General features: G+C 68.6%; 25 protein-coding genes. 17 read left to right on the top strand and 8 right to left on the bottom strand.

Features of this window, described 5'->3' with window-relative positions; translation table 11 throughout:
- Positions 1 to 72 precede the first annotated feature (72 nt).
- The 6 genes from serB (at position 73) to VMT65_RS16675 (ending at position 5,456) form a co-directional block, all read left to right on the top strand.
- Positions 73 to 1,302 (top strand): phosphoserine phosphatase SerB, encoded by a 1,230-nt coding sequence (gene serB / locus VMT65_RS16700; RefSeq protein ID WP_326309111.1) that lies wholly within the window; start codon positions 73 to 75, stop codon positions 1,300 to 1,302.
- Between the two features lie 125 nt (positions 1,303 to 1,427).
- Positions 1,428 to 1,901, top strand: coding sequence for a protease inhibitor I42 family protein (locus VMT65_RS16695; protein WP_326309110.1), 474 nt, complete (start codon positions 1,428 to 1,430; stop codon positions 1,899 to 1,901).
- A 24-nt stretch (positions 1,902 to 1,925) separates the two neighbouring features.
- On the top strand, positions 1,926 to 2,669 hold the full coding sequence (locus VMT65_RS16690) for an aminoacyl-tRNA hydrolase (RefSeq protein ID WP_326309109.1): 744 nt from the start codon (positions 1,926 to 1,928) through the stop codon (positions 2,667 to 2,669).
- Between the two features lie 370 nt (positions 2,670 to 3,039).
- Entirely contained in the window at positions 3,040 to 3,885 is an 846-nt protein-coding gene (locus VMT65_RS16685) for an ABC transporter ATP-binding protein (RefSeq protein ID WP_326309108.1), read from the top strand.
- A 218-nt stretch (positions 3,886 to 4,103) separates the two neighbouring features.
- On the top strand, positions 4,104 to 4,550 hold the full coding sequence (locus VMT65_RS16680) for a MoaF-related domain-containing protein (RefSeq protein ID WP_326309107.1): 447 nt from the start codon (positions 4,104 to 4,106) through the stop codon (positions 4,548 to 4,550).
- 132 nt (positions 4,551 to 4,682) lie between these two features.
- Positions 4,683 to 5,456, top strand: coding sequence for an NUDIX hydrolase (locus tag VMT65_RS16675; protein WP_326309205.1), 774 nt, complete (start codon positions 4,683 to 4,685; stop codon positions 5,454 to 5,456).
- 14 nt (positions 5,457 to 5,470) lie between these two features.
- Here VMT65_RS16675 and VMT65_RS16670 read toward each other — a convergent pair whose 3' ends face one another.
- Complete coding sequence (locus VMT65_RS16670; RefSeq protein ID WP_326309106.1) at positions 5,471 to 5,731, bottom strand: hypothetical protein; 261 nt, start codon at positions 5,729 to 5,731, stop codon at positions 5,471 to 5,473.
- Positions 5,732 to 5,807: 76 nt separating this feature from the next.
- Between VMT65_RS16670 and VMT65_RS16665 the strand changes: the two genes are divergently transcribed.
- The 5 genes from VMT65_RS16665 to VMT65_RS16645 all read left to right on the top strand — a co-directional run bounded on the left by VMT65_RS16665 (position 5,808) and on the right by VMT65_RS16645 (position 10,309).
- The gene (locus VMT65_RS16665; RefSeq protein ID WP_326309105.1) at positions 5,808 to 6,575 is read left to right on the top strand and encodes an enoyl-CoA hydratase-related protein; all 768 of its coding nucleotides are present in this window, start codon (positions 5,808 to 5,810) and stop codon (positions 6,573 to 6,575) included.
- 47 nt (positions 6,576 to 6,622) lie between these two features.
- Positions 6,623 to 7,600: a class I SAM-dependent methyltransferase gene (locus VMT65_RS16660; RefSeq protein ID WP_326309104.1), complete on the top strand. Its 978-nt coding sequence runs from the start codon at positions 6,623 to 6,625 to the stop codon at positions 7,598 to 7,600.
- Between the two features lie 18 nt (positions 7,601 to 7,618).
- Complete coding sequence (locus VMT65_RS16655) at positions 7,619 to 8,800, top strand: class I SAM-dependent methyltransferase (RefSeq protein ID WP_326309103.1); 1,182 nt, start codon at positions 7,619 to 7,621, stop codon at positions 8,798 to 8,800.
- An 82-nt stretch (positions 8,801 to 8,882) separates the two neighbouring features.
- Positions 8,883 to 9,635 (top strand): SDR family oxidoreductase, encoded by a 753-nt coding sequence (locus tag VMT65_RS16650; protein WP_326309102.1) that lies wholly within the window; start codon positions 8,883 to 8,885, stop codon positions 9,633 to 9,635.
- A gap of 2 nt (positions 9,636 to 9,637) precedes the next feature.
- On the top strand, positions 9,638 to 10,309 hold the full coding sequence (locus VMT65_RS16645; protein ID WP_326309101.1) for a DUF998 domain-containing protein: 672 nt from the start codon (positions 9,638 to 9,640) through the stop codon (positions 10,307 to 10,309).
- Here the strand turns inward: VMT65_RS16645 and VMT65_RS16640 are convergent.
- The gene (locus VMT65_RS16640) at positions 10,282 to 11,337 is read right to left on the bottom strand and encodes a helix-turn-helix domain-containing protein (protein WP_326309100.1); all 1,056 of its coding nucleotides are present in this window, start codon (positions 11,335 to 11,337) and stop codon (positions 10,282 to 10,284) included. The genes VMT65_RS16645 and VMT65_RS16640 overlap by 28 nt on opposite strands.
- Positions 11,338 to 11,401: 64 nt before the next feature.
- Positions 11,402 to 11,800, bottom strand: coding sequence for a PPOX class F420-dependent oxidoreductase (locus tag VMT65_RS16635; RefSeq protein WP_326309099.1), 399 nt, complete (start codon positions 11,798 to 11,800; stop codon positions 11,402 to 11,404).
- 107 nt (positions 11,801 to 11,907) lie between these two features.
- Here VMT65_RS16635 and VMT65_RS16630 point away from each other — a divergent pair, with 107 nt between their 5' ends.
- Positions 11,908 to 12,348, top strand: coding sequence for a MarR family winged helix-turn-helix transcriptional regulator (locus tag VMT65_RS16630; RefSeq protein WP_326309204.1), 441 nt, complete (start codon positions 11,908 to 11,910; stop codon positions 12,346 to 12,348).
- A 24-nt stretch (positions 12,349 to 12,372) separates the two neighbouring features.
- On the opposite strand, the gene VMT65_RS16625 is transcribed toward VMT65_RS16630, so the two are convergent.
- Positions 12,373 to 12,837, bottom strand: coding sequence for a MarR family winged helix-turn-helix transcriptional regulator (locus VMT65_RS16625; protein ID WP_326309098.1), 465 nt, complete (start codon positions 12,835 to 12,837; stop codon positions 12,373 to 12,375).
- 68 nt (positions 12,838 to 12,905) lie between these two features.
- Between VMT65_RS16625 and VMT65_RS16620 the strand changes: the two genes are divergently transcribed.
- Positions 12,906 to 13,340, top strand: a complete 435-nt coding sequence (locus VMT65_RS16620; RefSeq protein WP_326309097.1) for a MarR family winged helix-turn-helix transcriptional regulator — start codon at positions 12,906 to 12,908, stop codon at positions 13,338 to 13,340.
- A gap of 15 nt (positions 13,341 to 13,355) precedes the next feature.
- Here the strand turns inward: VMT65_RS16620 and VMT65_RS16615 are convergent, their stop codons facing one another.
- Entirely contained in the window at positions 13,356 to 14,654 is a 1,299-nt protein-coding gene (locus tag VMT65_RS16615) for an outer membrane protein assembly factor BamB family protein (protein ID WP_326309096.1), read from the bottom strand.
- 187 nt (positions 14,655 to 14,841) lie between these two features.
- Between VMT65_RS16615 and VMT65_RS16610 the strand changes: the two genes are divergently transcribed.
- From VMT65_RS16610 to VMT65_RS16600, 3 genes are read left to right on the top strand one after another with little or no spacing between them, the layout of a single operon-like run.
- Positions 14,842 to 15,579 (top strand): acyltransferase, encoded by a 738-nt coding sequence (locus tag VMT65_RS16610; RefSeq protein ID WP_326309203.1) that lies wholly within the window; start codon positions 14,842 to 14,844, stop codon positions 15,577 to 15,579.
- A 31-nt stretch (positions 15,580 to 15,610) separates the two neighbouring features.
- Complete coding sequence (locus tag VMT65_RS16605) at positions 15,611 to 16,153, top strand: DUF1697 domain-containing protein (protein ID WP_326309095.1); 543 nt, start codon at positions 15,611 to 15,613, stop codon at positions 16,151 to 16,153.
- Between the two features lie 47 nt (positions 16,154 to 16,200).
- Positions 16,201 to 17,787: a helix-turn-helix domain-containing protein gene (locus VMT65_RS16600; protein WP_326309094.1), complete on the top strand. Its 1,587-nt coding sequence runs from the start codon at positions 16,201 to 16,203 to the stop codon at positions 17,785 to 17,787.
- On the opposite strand, the gene VMT65_RS16595 is transcribed toward VMT65_RS16600, so the two are convergent.
- From VMT65_RS16595 to VMT65_RS16585, 3 genes are read right to left on the bottom strand one after another with little or no spacing between them, the layout of a single operon-like run.
- Positions 17,775 to 18,641, bottom strand: coding sequence for a polysaccharide deacetylase family protein (locus VMT65_RS16595; RefSeq protein ID WP_326309093.1), 867 nt, complete (start codon positions 18,639 to 18,641; stop codon positions 17,775 to 17,777). The genes VMT65_RS16600 and VMT65_RS16595 overlap by 13 nt on opposite strands.
- Positions 18,638 to 19,759 (bottom strand): NADH:flavin oxidoreductase, encoded by a 1,122-nt coding sequence (locus tag VMT65_RS16590; RefSeq protein WP_326309092.1) that lies wholly within the window; start codon positions 19,757 to 19,759, stop codon positions 18,638 to 18,640. Before VMT65_RS16590 ends, VMT65_RS16595 begins: the two co-directional genes overlap by 4 nt.
- Positions 19,756 to 20,388 (bottom strand): urea carboxylase-associated family protein, encoded by a 633-nt coding sequence (locus VMT65_RS16585; protein WP_326309091.1) that lies wholly within the window; start codon positions 20,386 to 20,388, stop codon positions 19,756 to 19,758. Before VMT65_RS16585 ends, VMT65_RS16590 begins: the two co-directional genes overlap by 4 nt.
- A 119-nt stretch (positions 20,389 to 20,507) precedes the next feature.
- Here VMT65_RS16585 and VMT65_RS16580 point away from each other — a divergent pair, with 119 nt between their 5' ends.
- The gene (locus VMT65_RS16580) at positions 20,508 to 21,812 is read left to right on the top strand and encodes an amidase family protein (protein WP_326309090.1); all 1,305 of its coding nucleotides are present in this window, start codon (positions 20,508 to 20,510) and stop codon (positions 21,810 to 21,812) included.
- Positions 21,813 to 21,817: the final 5 nt, after the last annotated feature.

Genomic DNA, 21,817 nt, shown 5'->3' with positions numbered 1-21,817 from the left:
ATTGTCGTTCTGACAGAATGAGCAGCGCATCGCAGGCATGGACGATGCGTTTCCGAGATGGGAGTTATCGATTTGAGTTCGTCTGACACGACGGTTCTGGTCACGGTCACCGGACCCGACAAGCCGGGCGTCACGTCGGTACTTCTCGCGGCCCTGGCCAATAACGGGGTCAGCCTGCTGGACGTGGAACAGGTCGTCATCCGGGGACGACTCACCCTGGGCGTGCTGGTGTCGTGTCCCACCGATCCCGAGGCCCTGCAGGATCAGCTCGAGGACGCCATGGCCTCCATCGGCATGGACGTCGACGTGGAGATCGGGGCCAGCGCCGTCTCGGGCGCGAAGCTGTCCACCCACGCGGTGGTCGTGCTCGGCTCGCCGGTCACCGCCCGCGCCTTCAGCGCCATCGCGCGCAAGCTGGCCGCGCAGCGGGTGAACATCGACTCGATTCGCGGCATCGCCGACTACCCGGTCACGGGTCTGGAACTCATGGTGACCGTGCCGACGGCTGGCGCGGAGGCCGAGACCGAGCTGCGCACCGCCCTCGCGACCGTCGCCGCCAAGGAGAGCGTGGACGTCGCCGTCGAGCGCGCCGGGCTCGCGCGCCGGGCCAAGCGGCTCATCGTGTTCGACGTGGACTCCACTCTGATCCAGGGCGAGGTCATCGAAATGCTGGCCGCCCACGCCGGTGTCGAGGACGAGGTCCGCCAGGTCACCGAGGCCGCCATGCGCGGCGAGATCGACTTCTCCGAATCCCTGCGCCAGCGCGTGGCCACCCTCGCCGGGCTGGACGCCTCGGTCATCGACGAGGTTGCCGAGCAGATCGAGCTGACCCCGGGCGCGCGCACCACCATTCGCACCCTGCGCCGCCTCGGCTTCCGCTGCGGCGTTGTCTCCGGCGGCTTCCGCCAGGTCATCGAACCGCTCGCGCACGAGCTGGAACTGGACTTCGTGCAGGCCAACACCCTCGAGATCCGCGACGGCAAGCTGACCGGCGCGGTCACCGGCGAGATCGTGGACCGGGCCGCGAAAGCCGTTGCGCTGCGCCGCTTCGCGGCCGAGACGGGCGTGGCGATGGAACAGACCGTCGCGGTCGGCGACGGCGCGAACGATATCGACATGCTGAACGCGGCCGGACTGGGCATCGCCTTCAATGCCAAGCCCGCCCTGCGCGAGGTCGCCGATGCCGCGCTCTCGCATCCGTTCCTGGACGCGGTGCTGTTCATCCTCGGCGTCACCCGCGACGAGGTCGAGGCGGCCGACGCCCGCGACGGCGGTATTCGACGGGTGCCCCTGCCGCAATAGATGGCGCTGCCGCAGTAGCCCGCAACGCGTCCAGTTCGGTTGCGGCACTCGCAGCTCCGCTCTCGGTACCGTGGTCGGGCCGGTACTCGAACAGTCACCGTCGGCCACGATCCGAAGGAGCATCCGTGCGTGTGCGTATACCGCTGGTATTGGTGATGGCGGGCCTGGCGGTCGCCGGGTGCGGGAATTCCAATCCGAACCAGGCGAAGCCGCCCTCGGCCACCAGCGTCGCGGTCACCACCGCGGTGCAGGCCACCTCGGACCAGCACGAGGCGGTCAAGGTGGGCGCGGACTCCGACGGCAAGGACGTGAGCCTGGCCGTCGGACAGGGACTGATCGTCACCCTGGACGCCAACCCGACCACCGGATACGCCTGGGTGGTCGCCGATCTGGATCAGAACGTGGTCAAGCAGAACGGTTCACCCGAATACCAGCAGGACCCGAACCCCAACGGCATGGTCGGCGTCGGCGGCAAATCGGTGCTGAACTTCGTTGCCGCGGCCCCGGGTTCGACGAAGTTGAACCTGGCATACGAGCGGGCCTGGGAGCAGGGTGTCGAGCCCGCCAAACGCTTCACCTTGAACCTCACGGTTCACTAGTCGCACCATCGCGTAGGAGTGGTTTTGTCGAGCGTCGGATCCACCATCGATGCCGGTTTCGTGGCCAGACACGCGGAGCTGGCCCGCGGTTACGGCGGGGGCGGTGATCCCGCCGATCCGGCTCTCGTGCAAGCGATGCAGATGGTGCTGCACATTCCCAAGGACGAGCCGCCGAATCGCAGCGCGCTGCTGGCGGCGGCGGCCATGTCGGTGGTGGCGCTGTGCCTCGATGAACGGGTCGGCCCGGACGGGGAATGGGAAGAGCGCTATCTGACCTGGAAGCGGTCGCGCATTCGCAAGGTGGCCCGCCGCGCGCGGGGCGCGCAATGGCTCGCCGCGCAGGAGGTCGACGGCGTGACAGTCGAATTCGCGGGCGCGCGGGCGCGGGCCCTGGTGCCCGGTCCGGTCGGTGATATCGACCCGCGCATCAAGCGCCTCCAAATCTCCGGCACCGAATTGCCCGACGACGAGCCGATCGCAATCGATCCGGAATATCCGGTGCTGTGGGTGAACGCGGAATTGGGTATGACTGTAGGTAAGGCCGCGGCACAGGTAGGGCACGCCAGCATGTTGCTGGCGGGTGCGTTGTCGGTGCGGCGGGCGTATGCCTGGGCCGCGCAAGGGTTCCGGTGCACCGTGGCGGAGGCCGAACCCGGTCGCTGGGCGGAGCTGCTGGGACGCGTGGCCGACAGCAGCGCGGTGGCGGTGCGCGATGCCGGTTTCACGGAGGTGGCCCCGGGGTCGACGACGGTGATCGCGGTGCCGTAGTTCGGATGTCGCAGTAGCGAACCGAATGGTCGGCGCACTGGCCCATATGGGTTGTGCGTATCGACTTACGCAGCGGGGTGGGCAAGGATCGATTCACGAGTTTCCGCGGAAGGAAACCACGACATGACAACACTGTTGGTTGTTCTCATCGTGTGGACGGTGCTCTCGGTCCCGGCGGCACTGATCCTGGCACGCATGTTCCGGTCCACGAGCGCCGACGCCCGGCGCCGAGGAATGCCGGACCCCGAGCGCGAACTATCGGAATTCGACACTCGCGCAAACGAAATCGCTTATCGGTACCGCTTCGCGGAGGGTGACACGCGCCGAGTTTTCCCACCACGTTGACGATCGTCCAGGGCGGTGGGCCAAGATGGACCCCGTGCCGCAACCGGATCCCGATCTGCTCATCGATTTCAGCGACGTCACCGTCCGACGTTCCGGACACACCTTGGTCGGTCCGGTCACCTGGCAGGTGGAATTGGACGAACGCTGGGTGGTGCTCGGCCCCAACGGGGCCGGGAAGACCTCCCTGCTGCGCATGGCCGCCGCCGAGATGCATCCCACCTCCGGCGTCGCCAACCTGCTCGGCGAGACGCTGGGTCGCACCGACATCAATGAACTACGCCCGCGCATCGGCCTGTCCTCGGCCGCCGTCGCCAGCCGCGTGCCCCTCGACGAGAAGGTCGCCGACCTGGTGGTGTCGGCCGGCTACGCGGTCATGGGCCGCTGGCGCGAGCGCTACGACGACATGGACACCGACCGCGCCGTCGACATTCTGGAAAGCCTGGGCGCGGAACACCTTTCCGACCGCACCTACGGCACCCTCTCCGAGGGCGAGCGCAAGCGCGTGCTCATCGCCCGCGCGCTCATGACCGATCCGGAACTGCTGCTGCTCGACGAACCCGCCGCCGGACTGGACCTGGGCGGGCGCGAGGAGTTGGTCGAGCGCCTCGGCGATCTCGCCGCCGACCCGGACGCCCCCGCCACCGTCCTGGTCACCCACCACGTGGAGGAGATCCCACCCGGCTTCACCCACGGCATGCTCCTCAACGAGGGCAGCGTGGTGGCCCAGGGCCTGCTCACCGACGTACTCACCTCGGAAACCCTGAGTGAGGCCTTCCGCCAATCGATTCAGCTGGACCGCATCGACGGCCGCTACTTCGCCCGCCGCAGCCAACGTTTCGGCCGGCACAGGCCCGCCTCCCCGCGACTTTAGCGGGCGGCAAAGAGCCGTTAACGGTCCGGCACCCGTGCCGACGGTTGGGTGCCCAAACGATTTTGGGGGTACCCGACGAGGTACCCCCAGCGCAACGAGATCAGTTGTCACGTTGGGAATCGGCCTATCGGCTCGCGAATCGCGGGTGCGGTGCGATTGCATCCGAAGTCCGCTATGGGCAAACTGTCCGCAACTGCCGTGTACGGAGGGAGCGGACGTTGGTCCGGAGCATCGGTGCGATCGCGCTGCTGGTGATCGCCGTCGCCGCCACCGGATGCGTGGCCGATCCTCCGGCCGCCCAGAAGGTTTCGAACTCCCACGCCGCGGAGACGCTCGGTAAGGCGGCGGTGCCCTCGGATCTGAACGGCAAGACGGTGCAGCTCACCTATGACACCGGTTCGGGTGGGACCATCACGTTCTCCACGGACGGGCGCACGGTCACCTACACCGCGGCCGACACCGGACGCCAGACCAGTACGCCGGTCGCGGTCGAGCCGATCGAAGCAGGCATCTTCCTGGTTACCTGGACCGACGACACCGGGGCGGTGGTGAGTCAGGTGCAGGACTACCGCACCGGCAAGGTGGAGGGCACCTGGACCCGCCATGACGCTTCCGGTCAGGCGGTCATCGAAACCCGCGTCGGATCAGTCCATTTGACGGACTGACACGCGGCGGGCACGCGCGATCCGAAACCGGTGGTATCGCTTAGCCGAGGCAACAGTTATGGTCCGAATGTGAGCGAAGCAATAGCCGAATCCCAGCCCGCCGCCGCGCCCGTCAAGGACGCTTCTACGGTCATGCTGGTGCGCGACGGTGCGCACGGCCCCGAGGTCTTCCTGCAGCGTCGCGTGGGCGGCATGGCCTTCGCCGCCGGCATGACCGTCTTCCCCGGCGGCGGCGTCGACCCCTCCGACGCGTCCATCGCCCTGGACTGGGCCGGGCCCGAACCGGCCTGGTGGGCAGGGCGTTTCGGCATCGACGCCGGGCGCGCGCAGGCCCTGGTCTGCGCGGCGGTCCGCGAGACCTTCGAGGAATGCGGCGTGCTGCTCGCCGGACCGACCGCCGACTCGGTCGTCTCCGACACCGCGGTCCATGCGGCGGCCCGCGGTCAGCTCGAACGCCGCGAACTGTCCTTCGCCGAATTCCTCACCCGCGAGAACCTGGTGCTGCGCGCGGATCTGCTGCGCCCCTGGGACAACTGGATCACCCCGGTCATCGAGCCGCGCCGCTACGACACCCGCTTCTTCGTCGCGGTGCTGCCCGAGGGTCAGCTGGCCGACGGCGCGACCTCCGAGGCCGAGGTGGTCACCTGGTGCACCCCGGCCGAGGCCATCGACCGCTGGCGCGAGGGCCTGGACGTGCTGTTGCCGCCGACCTGGGCACAGCTCACCGCGCTGAACGAATTCGCCTCCACCGCAGAGATTCTCGCGGCCGAGCGCGTGATCGAGCCGATCATGCCGGTCTACGACCCGTCCGGCGGCGGTCCGGCCCTGGCCTTCCCGCGCGCCGACCGCTACTTCGCCGAGCTGCCGGACAATTCGCGCATTCGCGGCTCGCAGCGGCCGGAGTAGCCGCCGGTGCGTAGTTAGTTCTGCGTGGTGCCCGCCGCCCAGAGCAGGCTCCACAGGATCGCGCTGATCGCGATGCCGAGGGCGGCCCCCGCGGCCACCACGTGGGTTTCCAGCCCCACCCCGATCGCGATCGGCAACCCCACCTGCGCGAGTGCCGCCAGGAAAACCCCGATCCAGTACGACGCCGGTCGCTCCGGCTCCGCCGTGCAGGACGGGCACCCGCCACCCGGTTCCGGAAGGGTCAGGTCGCAGGTGGGACACCACATTTCACGCATCAGAACTCCACGCTCGAGCACCGCCCGCACGGGCGGAGGGACACCATATCCGGTGCCCGAAGTAGGGTGATCGGCTGTGGCCGAATTCGTGACCGTGGACCGGGATGTGGCGGAGCGCATTGCCGTCCTGCGCATTGCCCGCCCGCCGTTGAATCTGATCGATCTGCAGGTGGCGTTGGAGGTGGCCGCCGCGGCCGCGGAGATCGCGGCGGATGCGGAGATCGCGGCCGTGGTGGTCTACGGCGACGAGCGGGTCTTCTCCGCGGGTGACGACATGGCCGAGCTGTCGCGGCTCGTGCCCGAGCAGGCGCAGGCCATGGCCGCCGATTTCCAGTCGGCGCTGAGTTCCCTGGCCCGGCTGCCGCAGCCGACCGTCGCGGCCATCAGCGGCTATGCCCTCGGCGCCGGTCTCGAACTGGCGCTGGCCGCCGACCGCCGCATCATCGGCGACAACGTGAAACTGGGCCTGCCGCAGATCAAGGCGGGTCTGATCCCATTGGCCGGAATTCGCCGCCTGAGCCTGCTCATCGGCCCGTCGCACGCCAAGGATCTGGTCTACAGCGGCCGCTTCGTGGACCCGAAGGAGGCCGCGGCGCTGGGACTGGTCGACGAGGTGGTCGCCCCCGACGATGTCTTCGCCGCCGCCCTGCGCTGGGCGAAGCAGTTCACCGGTGCCCCGCGCCTGGCGCTGGCCGCGGCCAAACGCGTCTTCGAGGCGGGCACGCACGGCCACGATCGCGCGCGCCGCGAATGGGCCGAGCTGTTCGGCACCGAAGATCAGCAGGTTGGAACACGTTCTTATTTGGTCGATGGTCCGGATGCGGCCCGGTTCACCGGCCGTTAAGCGGCCCGATAACACCGTTCACCGGGGTATTCATTAGGCTGCCCTGCATGACAGTTGGTCCTGAAGACCCCGCGCCGAACCCGCACGCCACCGAGGCGGAGGTCCAGGCCGCGTATAGCGACAACAAGCTGGCCCAGGTCCTGTACCACGACTGGGAGGCCGAGACCTACGACGACAAGTGGTCGATCTCCTACGACGAGCGCTGCATCGAGTACGCGCGCGGTCGTTTCGACGCCGTCGCCCCGAGCGCCGAGGTGCCCTACGACCGCGCCCTGGAACTGGGTTGCGGCACCGGTTTCTTCCTGCTGAACCTGATGCAGGCCGGGGTGGCCAAGCGCGGTTCGGTCACCGATCTGTCGCCGGGCATGGTCAAGGTCGCCACCCGCAATGGCCAGAACCTGGGCCTGGACGTGGACGGCCGGGTCGCCGACGCCGAGACCATCCCGTACGAGGACGACACCTTCGATCTGGTCGTGGGTCACGCGGTGCTGCACCACATTCCGGATGTGGAGCTGGCGCTCAAGGAGTGCCTGCGCGTGCTGAAGCCGGGCGGGCGTTTCGTCTTCGCGGGTGAGCCGACCACCATCGGCAACTTCTACGCCCGCAAGCTCGGCCAGCTGACCTGGAAGGTCACCACCAACGTCACCAAGCTGCCGTTCCTGAGCGACTGGCGTCGCCCGCAGGAGGAACTCGACGAGTCCTCCCGGGCCGCGGCGCTCGAGGCCGTCGTGGATCTGCACACCTTCGATCCGGCCGACCTGGAGCGCATGGCCACCAGCGCCGGTGCCATCGACGTGCAGGCCAAGACCGAGGAATTCGCCGCCGCCCTGTGGGGCTGGCCGGTGCGCACCTTCGAGGCCGCGGTGCCCGACGAGAAGCTGACCTGGCGCTACCGCATGGCCCAGTACAAGGCCTGGCTGGCGTTCTCGGCCCTCGACGAGAAGGTGCTGCGCCACGTGGTGCCCCGCCAGTTCTTCTACAACGCCATGATCACCGGCGTGAAGCCCGGCGCCGCCGCCAAGTAGGCCACCCCACGAATCCCCGTGGCCTACACCTTTTCTCACGACGACATCGCCTACCTCGCCAGCCCGCCCGGCGCGGCCGCCCTGGCCGAGGTGGGCGATTTCGCGTTGACGCAGGCATCGCTGCTGAAGGATCTGGAACAGATCCGCCGGGTGCACGGCGACCACGCCGCCGCCCTGGTGGAAACCGTCCGCCTGCGCCGCCGCGCCACCGCCAAACTCGAAGGCGCGCAGGACTGGTTCTTCACCGACGACGCCCTCCAGCAGGCGACCCCCACGGCGGTGGCCCGGCATCGCGCACAACGCCTGGCGGGCAAGACCGTTCACGACATCACCTGCTCCATAGGCGCGGAACTCGCAGAACTCGCCCGCGTCTGCCCCGCGGTGATCGGCAGCGACCTCGACCCCATCCGCCTCGCGATGGCGACGCACAACCTTCGCACCCGAAATGTGTTGTTGGCCAAGGCCGATGCGTTGGTGCCGGTGAGCAACGCCGACGTGGTGATCGCCGATCCCGCGCGGCGGGCGGACGGAAAGCGGACGCATGATCCGGCGAAACTACAACCCCCACTGCCGGATCTGCTGGCCGCGTATGCCGGGCGCGACCTCGCCGTGAAGTGCGCTCCCGGACTGGATTTCGACAAGCTCGCCTGGGCGGGCGAGGTCGAGGTGGTCTCCCTCGACGGGGCCGTGCGGGAGGCGTGCCTGTGGTCATCGGGCCTGGCAGCGCCCGGCGTCACTCGCAGGGCCACCGTGCTGTCGTCCACCGCCGAGCCATGGACGCTGACCGATGCCGACCCGGACGACATTCCAGAGCGGGAACCGGGGGAGTGGATCATCGATCCGGACGGCGCGGTGGTCCGGGCGGGCCTGGTCCGCCACTACGCCGCAAAACACGGTCTGTGGCAGCTGGATCCGCGCATCGCCTATCTGACGGGTGACAAGGTCCCCGAGGGCGTGCGCGGCTTTCGCATCCTCGACCGCATGGAGTTCCGGGAGAAGGCCCTGCGCGCCGAGTTGCACCGCCGCGACTGCGGCCCGCTCGAGATCCTGGCCCGTGGCGTCGATATCGACCCCGACGCGTTGCGCAATCGCCTCAAACCGAAGGGCTCCCAGCCGCATACGCTGGTCGTGACCCGAATCGGACGGGCGGCCACGGTGTTCCTCTGTGCCACGCCGATGGCATCCGCTGTTACTCATTGACGTGATCGGTCCTGTCTCTCGAATCCCGCCGACCACAGAATGGATGCGGCTCGGAACCGAAGAGAGAAAAGGGATTCGACTGATGCCGGAAATTACTCGGGACCTCGCTGGCAAGATCGCGCTGATCGTCGGCGGCACGCGGAACCAGGGTGCGGAATTCGCCCGGAACATCGCGGCCCGCGGCGCGACGACGATCGTCACCTACCAGGGCGACGCGGCCGCGGCCGAGCGGACGCTGGCGGCGTTGGCGGAACTCGGGGCGACAGCCGAGGTCGTGCGCTCCGATGCCGCGTCGGCGACCGATGTCGACGCGCTGTTCGCGGATATCGTTGCGCGGCACGGGAAGCTGGACATCGTGGTGCACGTGCCGGGCCGCGTCATCAAGAAGCCGATCGCCGACACCACCGACGACGACTTCGACGAGCTGATCGGACGCAATACGCGGACCGCGTTCAACACCCTGCGGGCCTCCGCGCGGCACATGGCAGACGATGGTCGCTATGTCGTGCTGTCCACCACGCTCACCTCGATCATGACGGGCACCTACGGGCTCTACTCGGGATCGAAGGCGGCCGTCGAGCGCATGGTGGTCGCGGCGGCCAAGGAACTCGGCGCGCGCGGCATCACCGTCAACGCGGTGGCTCCCGGGCCGGTCGACGACGACTTCTTCCGGGGTGCGGAGACCCCCGAATCCATTGCGGCGGCGGCACTGCACAATCCGCACGGGCGGCTCGGACTCCCTTCCGACACCGCGCCCGTGGTCGGGTGGCTGGTCAGCGCCGAGGCCGCCTGGGTGTCGGGCCAGACCATCCGCGCCAACGGCGCGATGTTCTGACCATGTCCACCTCGGCCGTGGAATCGAGCCCGGCGCGGTCCGATCGCGCGGGGTCGCGCAGGCTCGCCGCGGTCTGCTGGCTGTTGACGCTGCTGTATTTCCCGGTGTCGCTGATCGTCGCTCACAGCTGGCCCGGGGGATACAGCGTGTCGCACAACTACATCAGCGATTTGGGCATCACCCGCTGCGGCGAATACACCGATCGCGACGGGGTTTCGCGGTCGGTGTGCTCGCCCGATCACGTGGCGCAGAACGTGATGTTCGTGCTCACCGGGCTGCTGACCTTCGCCGGTGCGCTGGGCTGGGCGGCGGTATCGGGCGGTCGTGTCTTTCGGGTCGGCTGTGTCCTGCTGGCCGTCGCCGGGCTGGGGATCTCGGGAATCGGCTTGGCGCCCTGGGATACCCGGGGCCAGGTGCACGACACGATCGCGCTGCTGCAATGGCTGCTGCAGTTGGCGGGGATGGCACTGGTCCTGCCGGAGGTGGTCCGCAGACGACGCGTCCTGGCCGGCGGCACCGTGTCGGCGGCGGTGATCTCGCTGATCGGTGGTGTATTCCTCTTCGAGCCGGGCCATTTCGGGCTCGGGGCGGGAATCGCGGAACGGATCGCGTTCGACACGCTCACCCTCTGGGGTGGCCAGGTCGGCTACGTGCTCCTGCGCGAGCGCCGATAGCCGTCCGGCGTCGACCCGGTCCAGGAAGCGAAGGCGCGGCTCAGCGCACGAGCATCGCTGTAGCCGGTGCGCAGCGCGATCGTGTGCACGGTCAGCGTGGTGTCGCGCAGCAGTGCCGTGACCTGTTCCCGCCGGACCGACGCGAGCTCCGCGCTCCACGAGGTGCCCGCATCGGCGAGACGGCGTTGCAGGGTCCGGCCGCCCAAACCCATCCGCGCGGCGACGGCGTCGAGCCGCGCCCCGCTCGTCCGCTCCATCTCGATACGCACTGTGGCGCGGAAGGATTCGAGCCATCCGGGCACCGGCCGCGCCTCGTCGATGGCGTGTTGCGCGGCGGTGCGCAGGATGCGGCGCAGCGTCGGATCGTACGGGCGGTCGGCGCGCGCGCCCGCGATCCGGTAGTGGATGCGGTCGCCCTGCTGGTCGAAATGGACCGCCGTGGTGCGCAGGGCATCCTGGAGATACCGATGGTGACGCGGTGCCCGATGCCCGAAGTCCACACGCACCGGGATGGCGGCGTCGCCGAAGGCGCTCAGTGCCCGCTGCACGCCCAGGGTGATCCCGAATTCATTGATGACAGTGCGGGTTTCGCCGTAGTTGGTGCCGTGCAGATCGACCGTCAGCGCGGAACCGTGCTCGGTGACCTCCACCCGCAACGCCGGATCGCAGACCGCGGTGGCGTACCGGGACCAGTCGTGAAATCCCTCGGCCACATTCGGCGCACAGCCGAAGAGGTAGTCCCAGACGTCCAACCGCCCGTGCTCGGCCAGCTCGGCGGCCCGCACGCCCGACTCGTCGCCGACGGCGTGATGGATCAGCGTCCACAGCCGGTACTGGCTCGCCGAGGGAATCCGGATCCGGTAGTCGGACAGCAGTGTCGGGTCCAGATTCCCCACTCGCAGTGCCTCGGCCTCGGAGATGCCGGATCGCACCGCGGCATCCAGCACGATTCGCACCATATGCCCGGAAACCGTGTTCGCCAGGGCGGGATTCGTCGAACTCGCCGTAGCGTCGATACTGTGCCGCACCGGACGGGACGCTACGGCATCCACCCGCGAACGGTCACGCCCCCGAAATCGGCGCTGGCCTGGTTCAGCCCTGGTAGGTGACGCGCGTCGGGCGCATGACGAGCACGACGCGGTCCGGGTGGTCGCCGACCGGCTTCTCGTAGGCGAGGCCGTAGCGCTGGGCCAGGACGTCGAAGAATTCGCCCTGCGGGTCCGCGTCGATGCGCTCGATCACGCCGCGTACCTCCAGGTAGCGGTAGGGGGCCTCGGGGTCGTTGATGCTCACCGCCACGTGGGGATCGCGGGAGGTGTTGCGGTGTTTGGCCCGGGTGGTGGTCGTGGTGAAGCGCAGGAACTCGCCGTCCCAGAGCTGCCAGATGGGTGTGACCTGCGGCGTCCCATCGGGATTCAGTGTCGCCAAGTGCGCGAACAGCGGGCGGGTGAGCAGGTCGGTGTACTTCTCGGGGATGACCGGGTGGGTCATGGGTGTGCTCCTTTGGGACGGCGTGTGCGAGGACGAAGATAGATTAGAACTCTAATGGTCGTCAATATTCGAACAACTGAATGAGCTATCATGCTCGGGTGACGTCGATGCCGGTCGAAGAGCGCCTGGGAACCTTCATCAAGCGTGCCGAGCAGGCCCTCATGGGCGCGAAGAACGCCGCGCTCAAGCCCGCGGGCGTCACCATTCCCCAGTACGCGGCCCTCTATGTCCTCAGCGAGAATCCGGGCATTTCCGCCGCCGAACTGGCTCGCCGCTGCGGCGTCACCGCGCCGACCATGAACACCGTCCTGGGCAATCTCCGCGATCGCGGCCTCATCGAGCGCACCCCGCACGCCTGGCATCGCAATGTCCTCGAGACCCGCCTCACCGACGCGGGCCGAAAAGTCATGCGCGAGGCGGACTCTCGCGCGGTACCGGTGGAGCGCGCCCTGGCCGCCGAATTCACCGCGGCCGAATTGGCGTCCCTGATGGACATGCTCACGCGCGCGGCGACCGTTCTCGATTCCGTGCGCCCCGACAACACCTGACGGGCGGTCTCGCGGTGGCGAAGTTCAGTCGCGGGCCGTGGTGGCCTCGAAGTCGGCGACGAATTTGGTGAGCAGGCGGGCGAATTCGGTTCGGTCGCGGTCCGTCCAGGTTGCCGTGGCGTCCTCGAAGACGGCCTGACGATTGGCGTGCGCGCGGCCGAGCGCGGTGCGGGCGGCGGCGGTCAGGTGCAGGTGTATCCGTCGTGCGTCGTCTTGATCGGCGCGTCGTTCCAGGAGTCCCTCGGCGACCGCCCGCGCCACCAGTCGACTCGCGCGCGGCTGATCCACGCCGAGCGCGGTGGCGATATCGCTGACCGTGGTCTCGCCGTCGCGTGCCTCGACCGCGTCCAGTACGCCGAACACGGTCGGATCGACGGCCGGCCCGCCCGCGCGGGCCGCGAACTTGTTGAGCGCCCGGCGGGTTTGGCTGCGTCGGATGGCCACCATGGCGCGCTCGATGGCGACGATCGCGGGGTCGTTGTCCTTCACCCTTGTCATTGTACAACTACTTGCTAAAGTACATTTATATGTAATGTGACAACTGATTGGAGACACTCATGGCCGAGACCCCCAAGCCGATGGGCTACTGGTTCAAACACATAGACAAGACCTTGGAGGACAACTTCGTCGCCCTGCTCGCCACGGAAGGCCTGCAGCGCCGCCACTGGCAGATCACCCACACGCTCTCCGGCGGCCCGCTCGACGCGCCCGCTCTAGACGTCGCGCTGTCGCCGTTCCTGAACGCCCAAGACCCCACGGCCGCACCGTATGTCGGCGTGCTCATCGCCCGTGGCTGGGTCGAGGTGGACGACGCCGGAACCTACGCCCTGACCCCCGAGGGCGTGGACGCGCACGCGAAACTGTTCGAGCGCATCCAGATTCAACGCAGGGCCGCCACCGAGGGCCTCACCGACGACGACTACCGCACCCTGATGGTCCTGCTGCAACGGGTCTCGGCGAACGTCGACGCCTTCGCGCGGACCTTGCGCTGATCCCGCTGCCGACGGCTACGTCTCGGGTTTGAAGACGAACAGTTCGCCGATGCGGGTGGTGACGACGACCTCGCCCTTGTCGCCCACCGCCGTGCCGACGGTCGTGCCCTCCGCGCCGGGCAGATCGTTCGACTGCACCGTCGCTCCCGAGCGCGTGTCGAAGGTGACCAGCGTCAGCTTGTCCCCGATCGGCGCGACCGTGTAGCCGGTGCCGCCCGCGGTCTGTACCGGCCGCCCGCGCAGCTCCAGATCCTTGCGCTCCCAGGCGATCTCGGCGCTGTCACCCTTGTCGCGCAGGGCGACGAGATGACCGTCGTCGCCCGCGGGGATCAACAGACCGTCCGACACCGAGATCCCGCCGCGCGCCGGAAAACCAAGGTCCTGAACCCATTTGGTCTTCCCGGTGGCGGCGTCCACGGCCATCAACCGGTTCGTATTGTCGCCCACGTACACCGTGGACCCGTCCGCCGACAGCGCCGGGCTGGTGGCGCTGCCCTCGTCGAGCATCCGCGCGTCCCAGTCGACGTGTACGTCCTTGCCGTTGTAGGTGAGCGCGACCAGCGCGGCCTGTCCCTCGCCCGGCTTCCACAGGGTCGCGTAGAAGCGTCCCGACTTCTGGTCCACCGCAGACACATTCGCGACCGGGCACTGCGGCCCGCCGACCGCGCAGTCCTCCAGGCCCTGCCCGTCCGGCGGCCGATTCAGCGACGGGTTGGCGAGGAAGTCGGGCTCGCCGAGCAGCTGGAAGGTCGGGACCTGGCGATCGCCGGTCTGCCGCGACATCACATCGATCTGCCCGGACTGCGTCACCGACAAGACATTTCCGTCGCCGGTGAACTGCACCGACACCGGGGTCCCGGCCGCGGGCGTCCGGAAGCGGGGCTGCCCGAGATTGTTGAAGGAGTACACCGCGCCGTCGTCGCCGATATACACATTGCCGCTGCCGTCCACCGCGGAGCCGCCGTAGATGGCGCTGGGGCCCATGGTGTTGCAGAAGCGTTTGCGCCCGGTCGGCATCTGGAACGAGACACTGTTGCAGCCCGGAATGCGGGTGGTGACGTACAGCTGCCCGTCGGCGCTCACCATGACCGGCTGCGCGACCGGACCGCCCACCGGCCGAGACCAATTCAGTGCCAGCTTGCGCGACCCGGTCACCGGGCTGGACCCGCTGTTGTGGGCGTCGCGAAAGGCCAGCGGCCAGCCCTTGCCCGGTCCGACGCCGATATTGTCGACGGTCGTGCTGCCGTACGAACACGCGGTCAGGGTGAATAGTCCGGCGGCGGCGGTAGCCAGCACCTTGGCGCCCGTGCGCACGCGTCGTTCCCGTCCGGTCTGCCGCCTGCCGTTTCGCACCTGCTGGTGTCCCTTCTGCCAGTACGGAAGTCTGTAGATTTACCCCGGGCCGCTTCAGCCGGAGCACAGCCTACTTTCAAGGCTTGCGACGGGGACGGATACCCTCGTTGAAACGACCGGTGAACACAGGGAGTAGTTCGTGACGAGCATGTGGGGCGCACCGCTGCGCTCGCGTTGGCGGGGTTCGCGCCGCCGGGATCCGGAGCAGGCCCGGTTCCTCACGCCCGCATCGCTGAAATGGGTCATCGCCAATCGCGCGTACACGCCCTGGTATCTGGTGCGCTACTACCGACTCGCCAAGTTCAAGCTGGCCAACCCGCATGTGGTGTTGCGCGGCATGGTGTTCCTGGGTCGCAATGTCGAGATTCACGCCACCCCCGAGTTGGGCCGGCTCGAGATCGGCCGCTGGGTGCACATCGGCGACGGCAATGCCATTCGCTGCCACGAGGGTTCGCTGCGCATCGGCGACAAGGTGGTGTTCGGCAAGGACAATGTCGTCAACACCTATCTCGATATCGAGATCGGCGAATCCACCCTGGTCGCCGACTGGTGCTACATCTGCGACTTCGACCACGTCACCGACGACATCAATATGCCCATCAAAGACCAGGGCATCGTGAAATCCCCGGTCCGCATCGGCCCCGACACCTGGATCGCCGCCAAGGTCACCGTCCTGCGCTCCACCCGGGTGGGTCGCGGCTGCGTGCTCGGCGCCCACGCCGTGGTCAAGGGCGACATCCCCGATTACTCCATCGCCGTCGGCGCTCCCGCCAAGGTCGTCAAGAACCGCAAGGACGCCTGGGACTCCGCCGCCGAGAAACGCGCCGCCCACCTGGCCGCCCTCGCCGACATCGAACGCAAGAAGAACGGCGTCGCCGCTTCCTGATTCTGTCCGCCCGCGCGGGTAGGTTCGGCCCATGCACAGCTACGCCGCCTTCCTGCGCGGGATCATGCCCAGCAACCCCAACATGCGCAACGAGAAACTCCGCGGCGTCTTCGAGGGCCTGGGCTTCGAAAAGGTGAGCACCCTTCTCTCCAGCGGCAACGTCACCTTCCAGGCCAAGGACTCCAAGGTCGCGGCCCTGGAATCCAAAATCCAGAAGGCGCTGAATTCCGAACTGGGCATCCCGGGTGGCACATTGATCCGCACCCGAGCCCAACTCCAATCCCTGGTCGACTCCGACCCCTTCGCGGGCCTGACCCACTGCCGCGAGACCTACCTGACCGTCACCTTCGTCCGCGAAACCCCCGAAACCCTCCCGCGATTCCCCGACGACGACACCAACACCGTCCGCATAGTCCGCTTCGATCCCGAAGCCGGAGCGCTGCTGTCGATCATCGACAACACCAATCCCAGCACCACGGGGTTCATGGCCGTCGTGGAGAAAACCCTCGGCAAGGACATCACCACCCGTACGTTCCTCACCGTCCAGAAGGCGCTGAAGAAATTGGCCGACTGATGGATGTTCATCCATCACCTTCCCATTGGCCGTGTAGGTTTCGCTAGGTGTTGACGATCAATCGCCTTGTCGCGGATACGGCGCTCGGGTTGCGTGTGGTGACGCCGGAACTCGCCGAATCCCTGGACGCGGAGATTCATTGGCTGCATACCACCGAGCTCGCCGACCCCTCGCCCTACGTTCGGCCCGGCGAACTCGTGCTGTCCAACGGGCTGTGGCTGTCGCAGGTGCCCGCGGACCGATTCGTGGCCGCGCTCGCGCGGGCCGGTGCGGCGGGGCTGGTCTTCGGGCTCACGGCGCAAACCCCGTCACTGCCGGAAGAGCTTGCCGCGCTGTGTCTTTCCCATCGGCTGCCACTGATCGAGCTGTGCATCGGCGTGCCCTTCGCCGCGCTCACCCGTGCCGCCGCCCGCATCCAGAACGAGGTGCTGCAGGCGGAATTGACCGCGACCGTGCACCGGGGCGACGCGCTGGCGACCGCGCTGTCCCGGGGCAGCGGCGCGGCGGGTGTCCTGGAAATCCTGCGCGGGGAAACGGAATTGCCGCTGCTCGTGGTGGACCGCAAGGGGCGTCGGCTGGCCAGTATCGGATGCGAGCCCACCGACGAGCAGGTCCGGCTGGCCGCGGCCGCGCTCAATCGCGTGCCCCCGCCGCTGGAGGTCGATCTGCTGGGGCGCGGGCCGGCGGTGCTGTACCTGGTGGAGGGCGCGATGGGGGAGATCGACGCCGGGCTCTACTGTCTGGAACCGGCGGCGGCACTGTCGGCGGCCGACCGCGAGGCGCTCGCGCAGGCGGCGCGCTTCCTGAGCCTCGAGGTCACCAAACAGCAGGCCGTGCACGCGATCGAGGCGCGGTTCGCCGCGGAACTGCTGGAGATGATCCTGTCCGGGCCGCGCAGCGGCGGTGAGGTGATCCGCCGGCTGCGCGCCTACGGTGTCCCACCGGACCGGCCACTGGGTGTGCTGGTGTCCGCGCCGGCGGCCGGACCCGACGCCGATATCCCGCCTGCGGACATCGCCCATGCGGTCGGCGCGTTCTTCGCGACGCACGGCATCCCGGTGTTCACCGCGGCGGGCAGCCGGGACGTGGTGTCGATCTGCCTGTGGGAGCGCTCGGCCGAGGAGTTGGCGCGCTTCGCCCGCGACCTGTCCGCCGAGGTCGGCAGGCGGGGCCCCGCGCACCGGGTCGTGATCGGCGTCGGTGATATCGCCACGGCCGGCGGGTTGCGGGAATCGCTGGTCCGCGCCCGCGAGGTGTGCCAGGTGTTGCGGGCGCAGCCCGGCCCCGACACCGCCGTCTTCGCCGAGATCGCGACCTTCCGGATGCTGCTCGGCCTGCTCGACGAGCCGGTGCGGCAACGGTTTTCCGAACAGGTGCTGGGCGCGGTCCGCGAGCACGACGCCCGGGCCCACACCGACCTCGAGCACACCCTGCGGACCTTCCTGGCGCATGACGGTCAGTGGGCGGTCACCGCGTCCGCCCTGCACGTGCACGTCAACACCCTGCGCAATCGCATGGCCCGGATCGCCGAGCTGACCGGCCGCAACGTCGGCCGTCTCGAAGACACGGTCGACCTGTACCTGGCGCTGGCGGCGGAACCGGGCGGTCCCGCCGCGTCCGCTCATTCCGGATAGACGGCCGCGTCCAGGTCGTAGGTCGGCAGCGGCCTGACCGGGGTGCCGGTGTCGCCCCTCGCCCAATCCGCCACGTCCCGGCAGCGGGCGAAGGTGACGTCGCCGAGATCCTGGGCGTAGGCGATCAGCTTGCGCAGGGCCAGCATTCGGCCCGGGCGACCGGTCAGGAACGGATGCATGCACACGTTGAACAGGCACCCGTAGTGCCGCATGCCATCGAGTTCGGCCCGCCACATCTCCTCCACCTTGACCGGCGACTCGATGACCGAGCCGATGTGCGGCGCGGGCAGGTACGCGTACTGCTCCCAATCGTCCAGCGACCAGTGCACGGGCAGTTCCACCACCGGGCCGTGCGGGGTTTCCAGGTGATAGGGCCGATCGTCGCCCATCAGCGAGGAGTCGTAGGACAGGCCGAATTCCGCGATCAGGGAGGGTGTTTCACGGCTGGCGCTCCACATGGCGGCCCGGTGCCCGGCGATCTCGATGCCCTGCGCCTGGAAAACCCGCAGGGCGCGTTCGAAATCGGCGCGCTCGGCACCGGCGGGCAGCGAGGTGGGCGGGCGGTGACTGTAGGAGTGGTGTGCGACCTCGTGCCCGCGTTCGACGATGGACGCGGCCAGCCCCGGGCGGTGCTCGGCGACCCAGCCGGGCACGAAGAACGTTGCGGGAACGCCCATCTCGTCGAGCAGGTCGAGGATGCGCGGTACCCCCACGTCGGGTCCGTAGGTCTGGTGCGACATCACCATCGGATGTTCGGCGTAGCGCCGACCCTCGGCGAAGATGGGCGTCTCCGCGTCCACGTCGAAGGTCAGCGTCGCCACCGCGGCCGCGCCGCGGGTCCACGATGCGCTCATGCGCCGGTGCGCTCGCGCCAGGCCGCGGTGCAATCCAAAGTCGCCATGGGGTGCAGCATCTCATGATCGAACGGTGCCAGCGGGGCCCCGGCCTCGACCCGGCGCGGCAGATCCGGATTGGCGAGTGCGCCCGTGCCCAGCGACAGCACGTCGGCGTGCCCGCCGGTCAGCACATCGGCGGCCTGGGGCAGATTGTGCATGCCGCCATTGGCGATGACCGGACGGCCCGACACCTCCCGGGCCAGCTGGGTGACTGTCGTGCCGCTCGGGAGTTTCGCGGTCTCCAGGAAATCGCGGCCCTCGCTGGCGATGTGCAGGTAGCTCGCCTCGGTCAAGGCCGCGAAGATGACGCGCGCGTCGGCCTCGCCGCCGGGCCAGCGATAGGTGAAGTCGTTGACCTTGGTCTGCGACAACCGCACTCCGACGGGGAAGTCACCCACGGCCGCTCGAATCGCGTGCAGCACCCGGGCGGTGAGCCGGATGCGGTTCTCCACCGAACCGCCGTATTCGTCGGTGCGCTCGTTGGTGTAGTCGGTCAGGAACTGATCGAGGAGATAGCCGTTCGCCGCGTGGATCTCGACACCGTCGAACCCGGCCGCGCGCGCGTTTTCGGCTGCCGCCACGAACCCGCCCACGACCTGGTCGATATCGGCCGCGGTCATCTCCCGGGGTGCGTTCCAGGCGCCGCCGACACCGCCGTAGTCGACCATCATCCGACCGCGCGGCCGTACCGCCGAGGGCCCGATGGTCTCGAATCCGCGCGCATTGCCCTGGGAGATGGCGCCGGCGTGCATGAGTTGCGCGACGATCGGCGCTCCGGCCGCGTGCACGGCGTCGACGACGGCGCGCCAGCCCGCGATGTGGGCCGCGGTGACCAGCCCGGGCTGGTTGAAATAGCCCTGGCTGTGCGCGGCATCCGGATAGATGCCCTCGGTGATGACGAGACCGAATCCGCCGGTCGCGTAATCCCGGTAGTACGCGGCCATCTGCTCGGTGGGTGTGCCGTCCGGGGTGGCCGAGATCCTGGTCATCGGCGCCACGGCGAAGCGGTTGCGCAGCTCGAGCGTGGCGAGCGCGAAGGGCTCGAGCGCGGGGTGGGCGAGTTCGGTGGTGGTCATCGGCGGTTCTCCTCGCTGCTGGCTGGAAGGATGGTCAGGGCCAGCGGCGTCGGCCGGGCCCCATTGATCGGGTTGTGGTCTTGCGGGCAGGCGGAAACGACTATCAGGCAGTCCATTTCGGCCCGGAAGTCGATGCTGTCGCCGGGTGCGGTGGCGGCCTCGAGCCAGCTCAGCGTCTGGTCGTCGGCCACCGGAATGCGCATGAACACATTGATCGGCTGCGGAACGAACAGCGGCGCGGCGTATCCCAGCTCCGTCACGGCCCGGCGCAGGTTGTCGGCGCAATTGGCGTGCCCCGGATCCCCGTACGCGGCATAGCGTTCCGGATCGCAGGCGGCGATCAGCATGTCGTGCACGCCCGGGGAGGTATCGGCCGTATAGGTCAGAATCGGCCGGCGGCGGTTGGTCACGAACGATTCCCCGAGCGCCGGGAACAGTCGCGCGGTGTGGGTGCGGGTGTGCGCGGCGCTGTGATGCTCGCTGAGGTCATCGGCGTTGTAGGCGAACACATCACCGACCTGGCCGCCGGCGACGTCGGTGATCCGCACGCTCTGCCCGGCGCGCAGGGTCACCGCTCTCGCCTGCCTGGCCGGCACGGTGACCGGCTCCGGATAGCTCAACACTGTCATGGATGCCAGTGAACCCAAGGGGACGGCCCGGTCGAAATGGATGATCACACATTATTTGCCGCCTTCAATGGAGCTTCATCCATATCGAGACGGGAATATCGAGCGGTAGCGTCGAGCCCATGACCACTGTCACCGCCATGTCTCGGGCGCTCGCGGCGGGCGAGACCACCTCCGCCCGGCTGGTCGCCGCCGCCATCGACCGTGCGCGGCAACCGGATTCGGCCGCGGTGCTGCTCACCGTCACCGCCGAGCGGGCCCGCTATCAGGCCGATGCCGCCGATCGCCGCCGCCTGCGCGACGCCCGGCGCGGTCCGCTCGACGGGATCCCGATCGCGTGGAAGGACGTCTTCGATGTCCAGGGCACGGTCACGACCAGTGGTTCGGCCGCCCACCAGCACGACGCGCCAGCGGCGGTGGACGGCCGCCTGGTTCGGCGTGCCCACGACGCCGGATTGGTCACCATCGGCAAGACCAACCTGAGCGAATTCGCCTTCTCCGGTCTCGGGATCAACTCCCACTTCGGGACGCCCGCCAATCCCATTGATCCGCTGTCGATTCCGGGCGGCTCCTCCTCGGGGTCCGCGGTGGCCGTGGCGCGCGGCATCGTCCCGCTGGCGGTCGGTACCGACACCTCCGGGTCGGTCCGGGTGCCCGCCGCCTACTGCGGAGTCATCGGCTATCGAGCCAGCCCCGGGCGATACGGCCCGAACGACTTCGCTCCGCTGTCCGCCACGCTCGACAGCGTCGGCATCTTCGCCACCGAGGTGCACGACATCATCGCTCTCGACCGGGTTTTCGCGCCTGCCCGACGCGAGGAACAGCTCTCGCCGCGGCGATTCGTCGTGCCGGAGGGGGAATGGACCGCGGACCTCGCGCCCGGTATCGCCGCCGATTTCGCGGCCGCGCTCGCCGAAATCCGCAGTGCCGGAGCCGATATCCGGGTTCGACGCCTGGAGTCGCTGCATGCCGCCCAGGCGCTCATGGATCGCGCGGGCACCATCGTGGGCGCGGAGGCGTACCTGCTGCATCGCCACCGTCTCGACTCCAGCCTGCCGATCGAATCCGCCACCCGGCGACGACTCGAAAGCAACTCGAGCACTGCGGATTCCATTGCTCCCGTCTACGCCCGGATGAGCGCCTTACGCGAGCAGTTCGCCGCCGAACTCGAGGGTGCGACCCTGCTGTGTCCCACCGTGCGCCGTCCGCCGCCGCATCTGGCCGACCTCCGCGACCCCGCCGCCTATGACGGCGCGAATGCCGCCGTGCTGCGCACGACGATGCTCCTCAGCTACCTCGGCTCCTGCGGAATTTCGCTACCTGTCGGAACTTCGGCGGGCGGGCTGCTGCTGTCGCTGCCCTCCGGGTGCGACGTCGAGCTGCTGGCGCACGCGGATTGGCTGTGTGCGATACCGTGGGCCGGGTGACTTAC

The sequence above is a fragment of the Nocardia sp. CDC153 genome, from assembly GCF_035818515.1.
GTDB lineage: Bacteria > Actinomycetota > Actinomycetes > Mycobacteriales > Mycobacteriaceae > Nocardia.
This window is presented reverse-complemented; position numbering and strand designations above follow the sequence as displayed.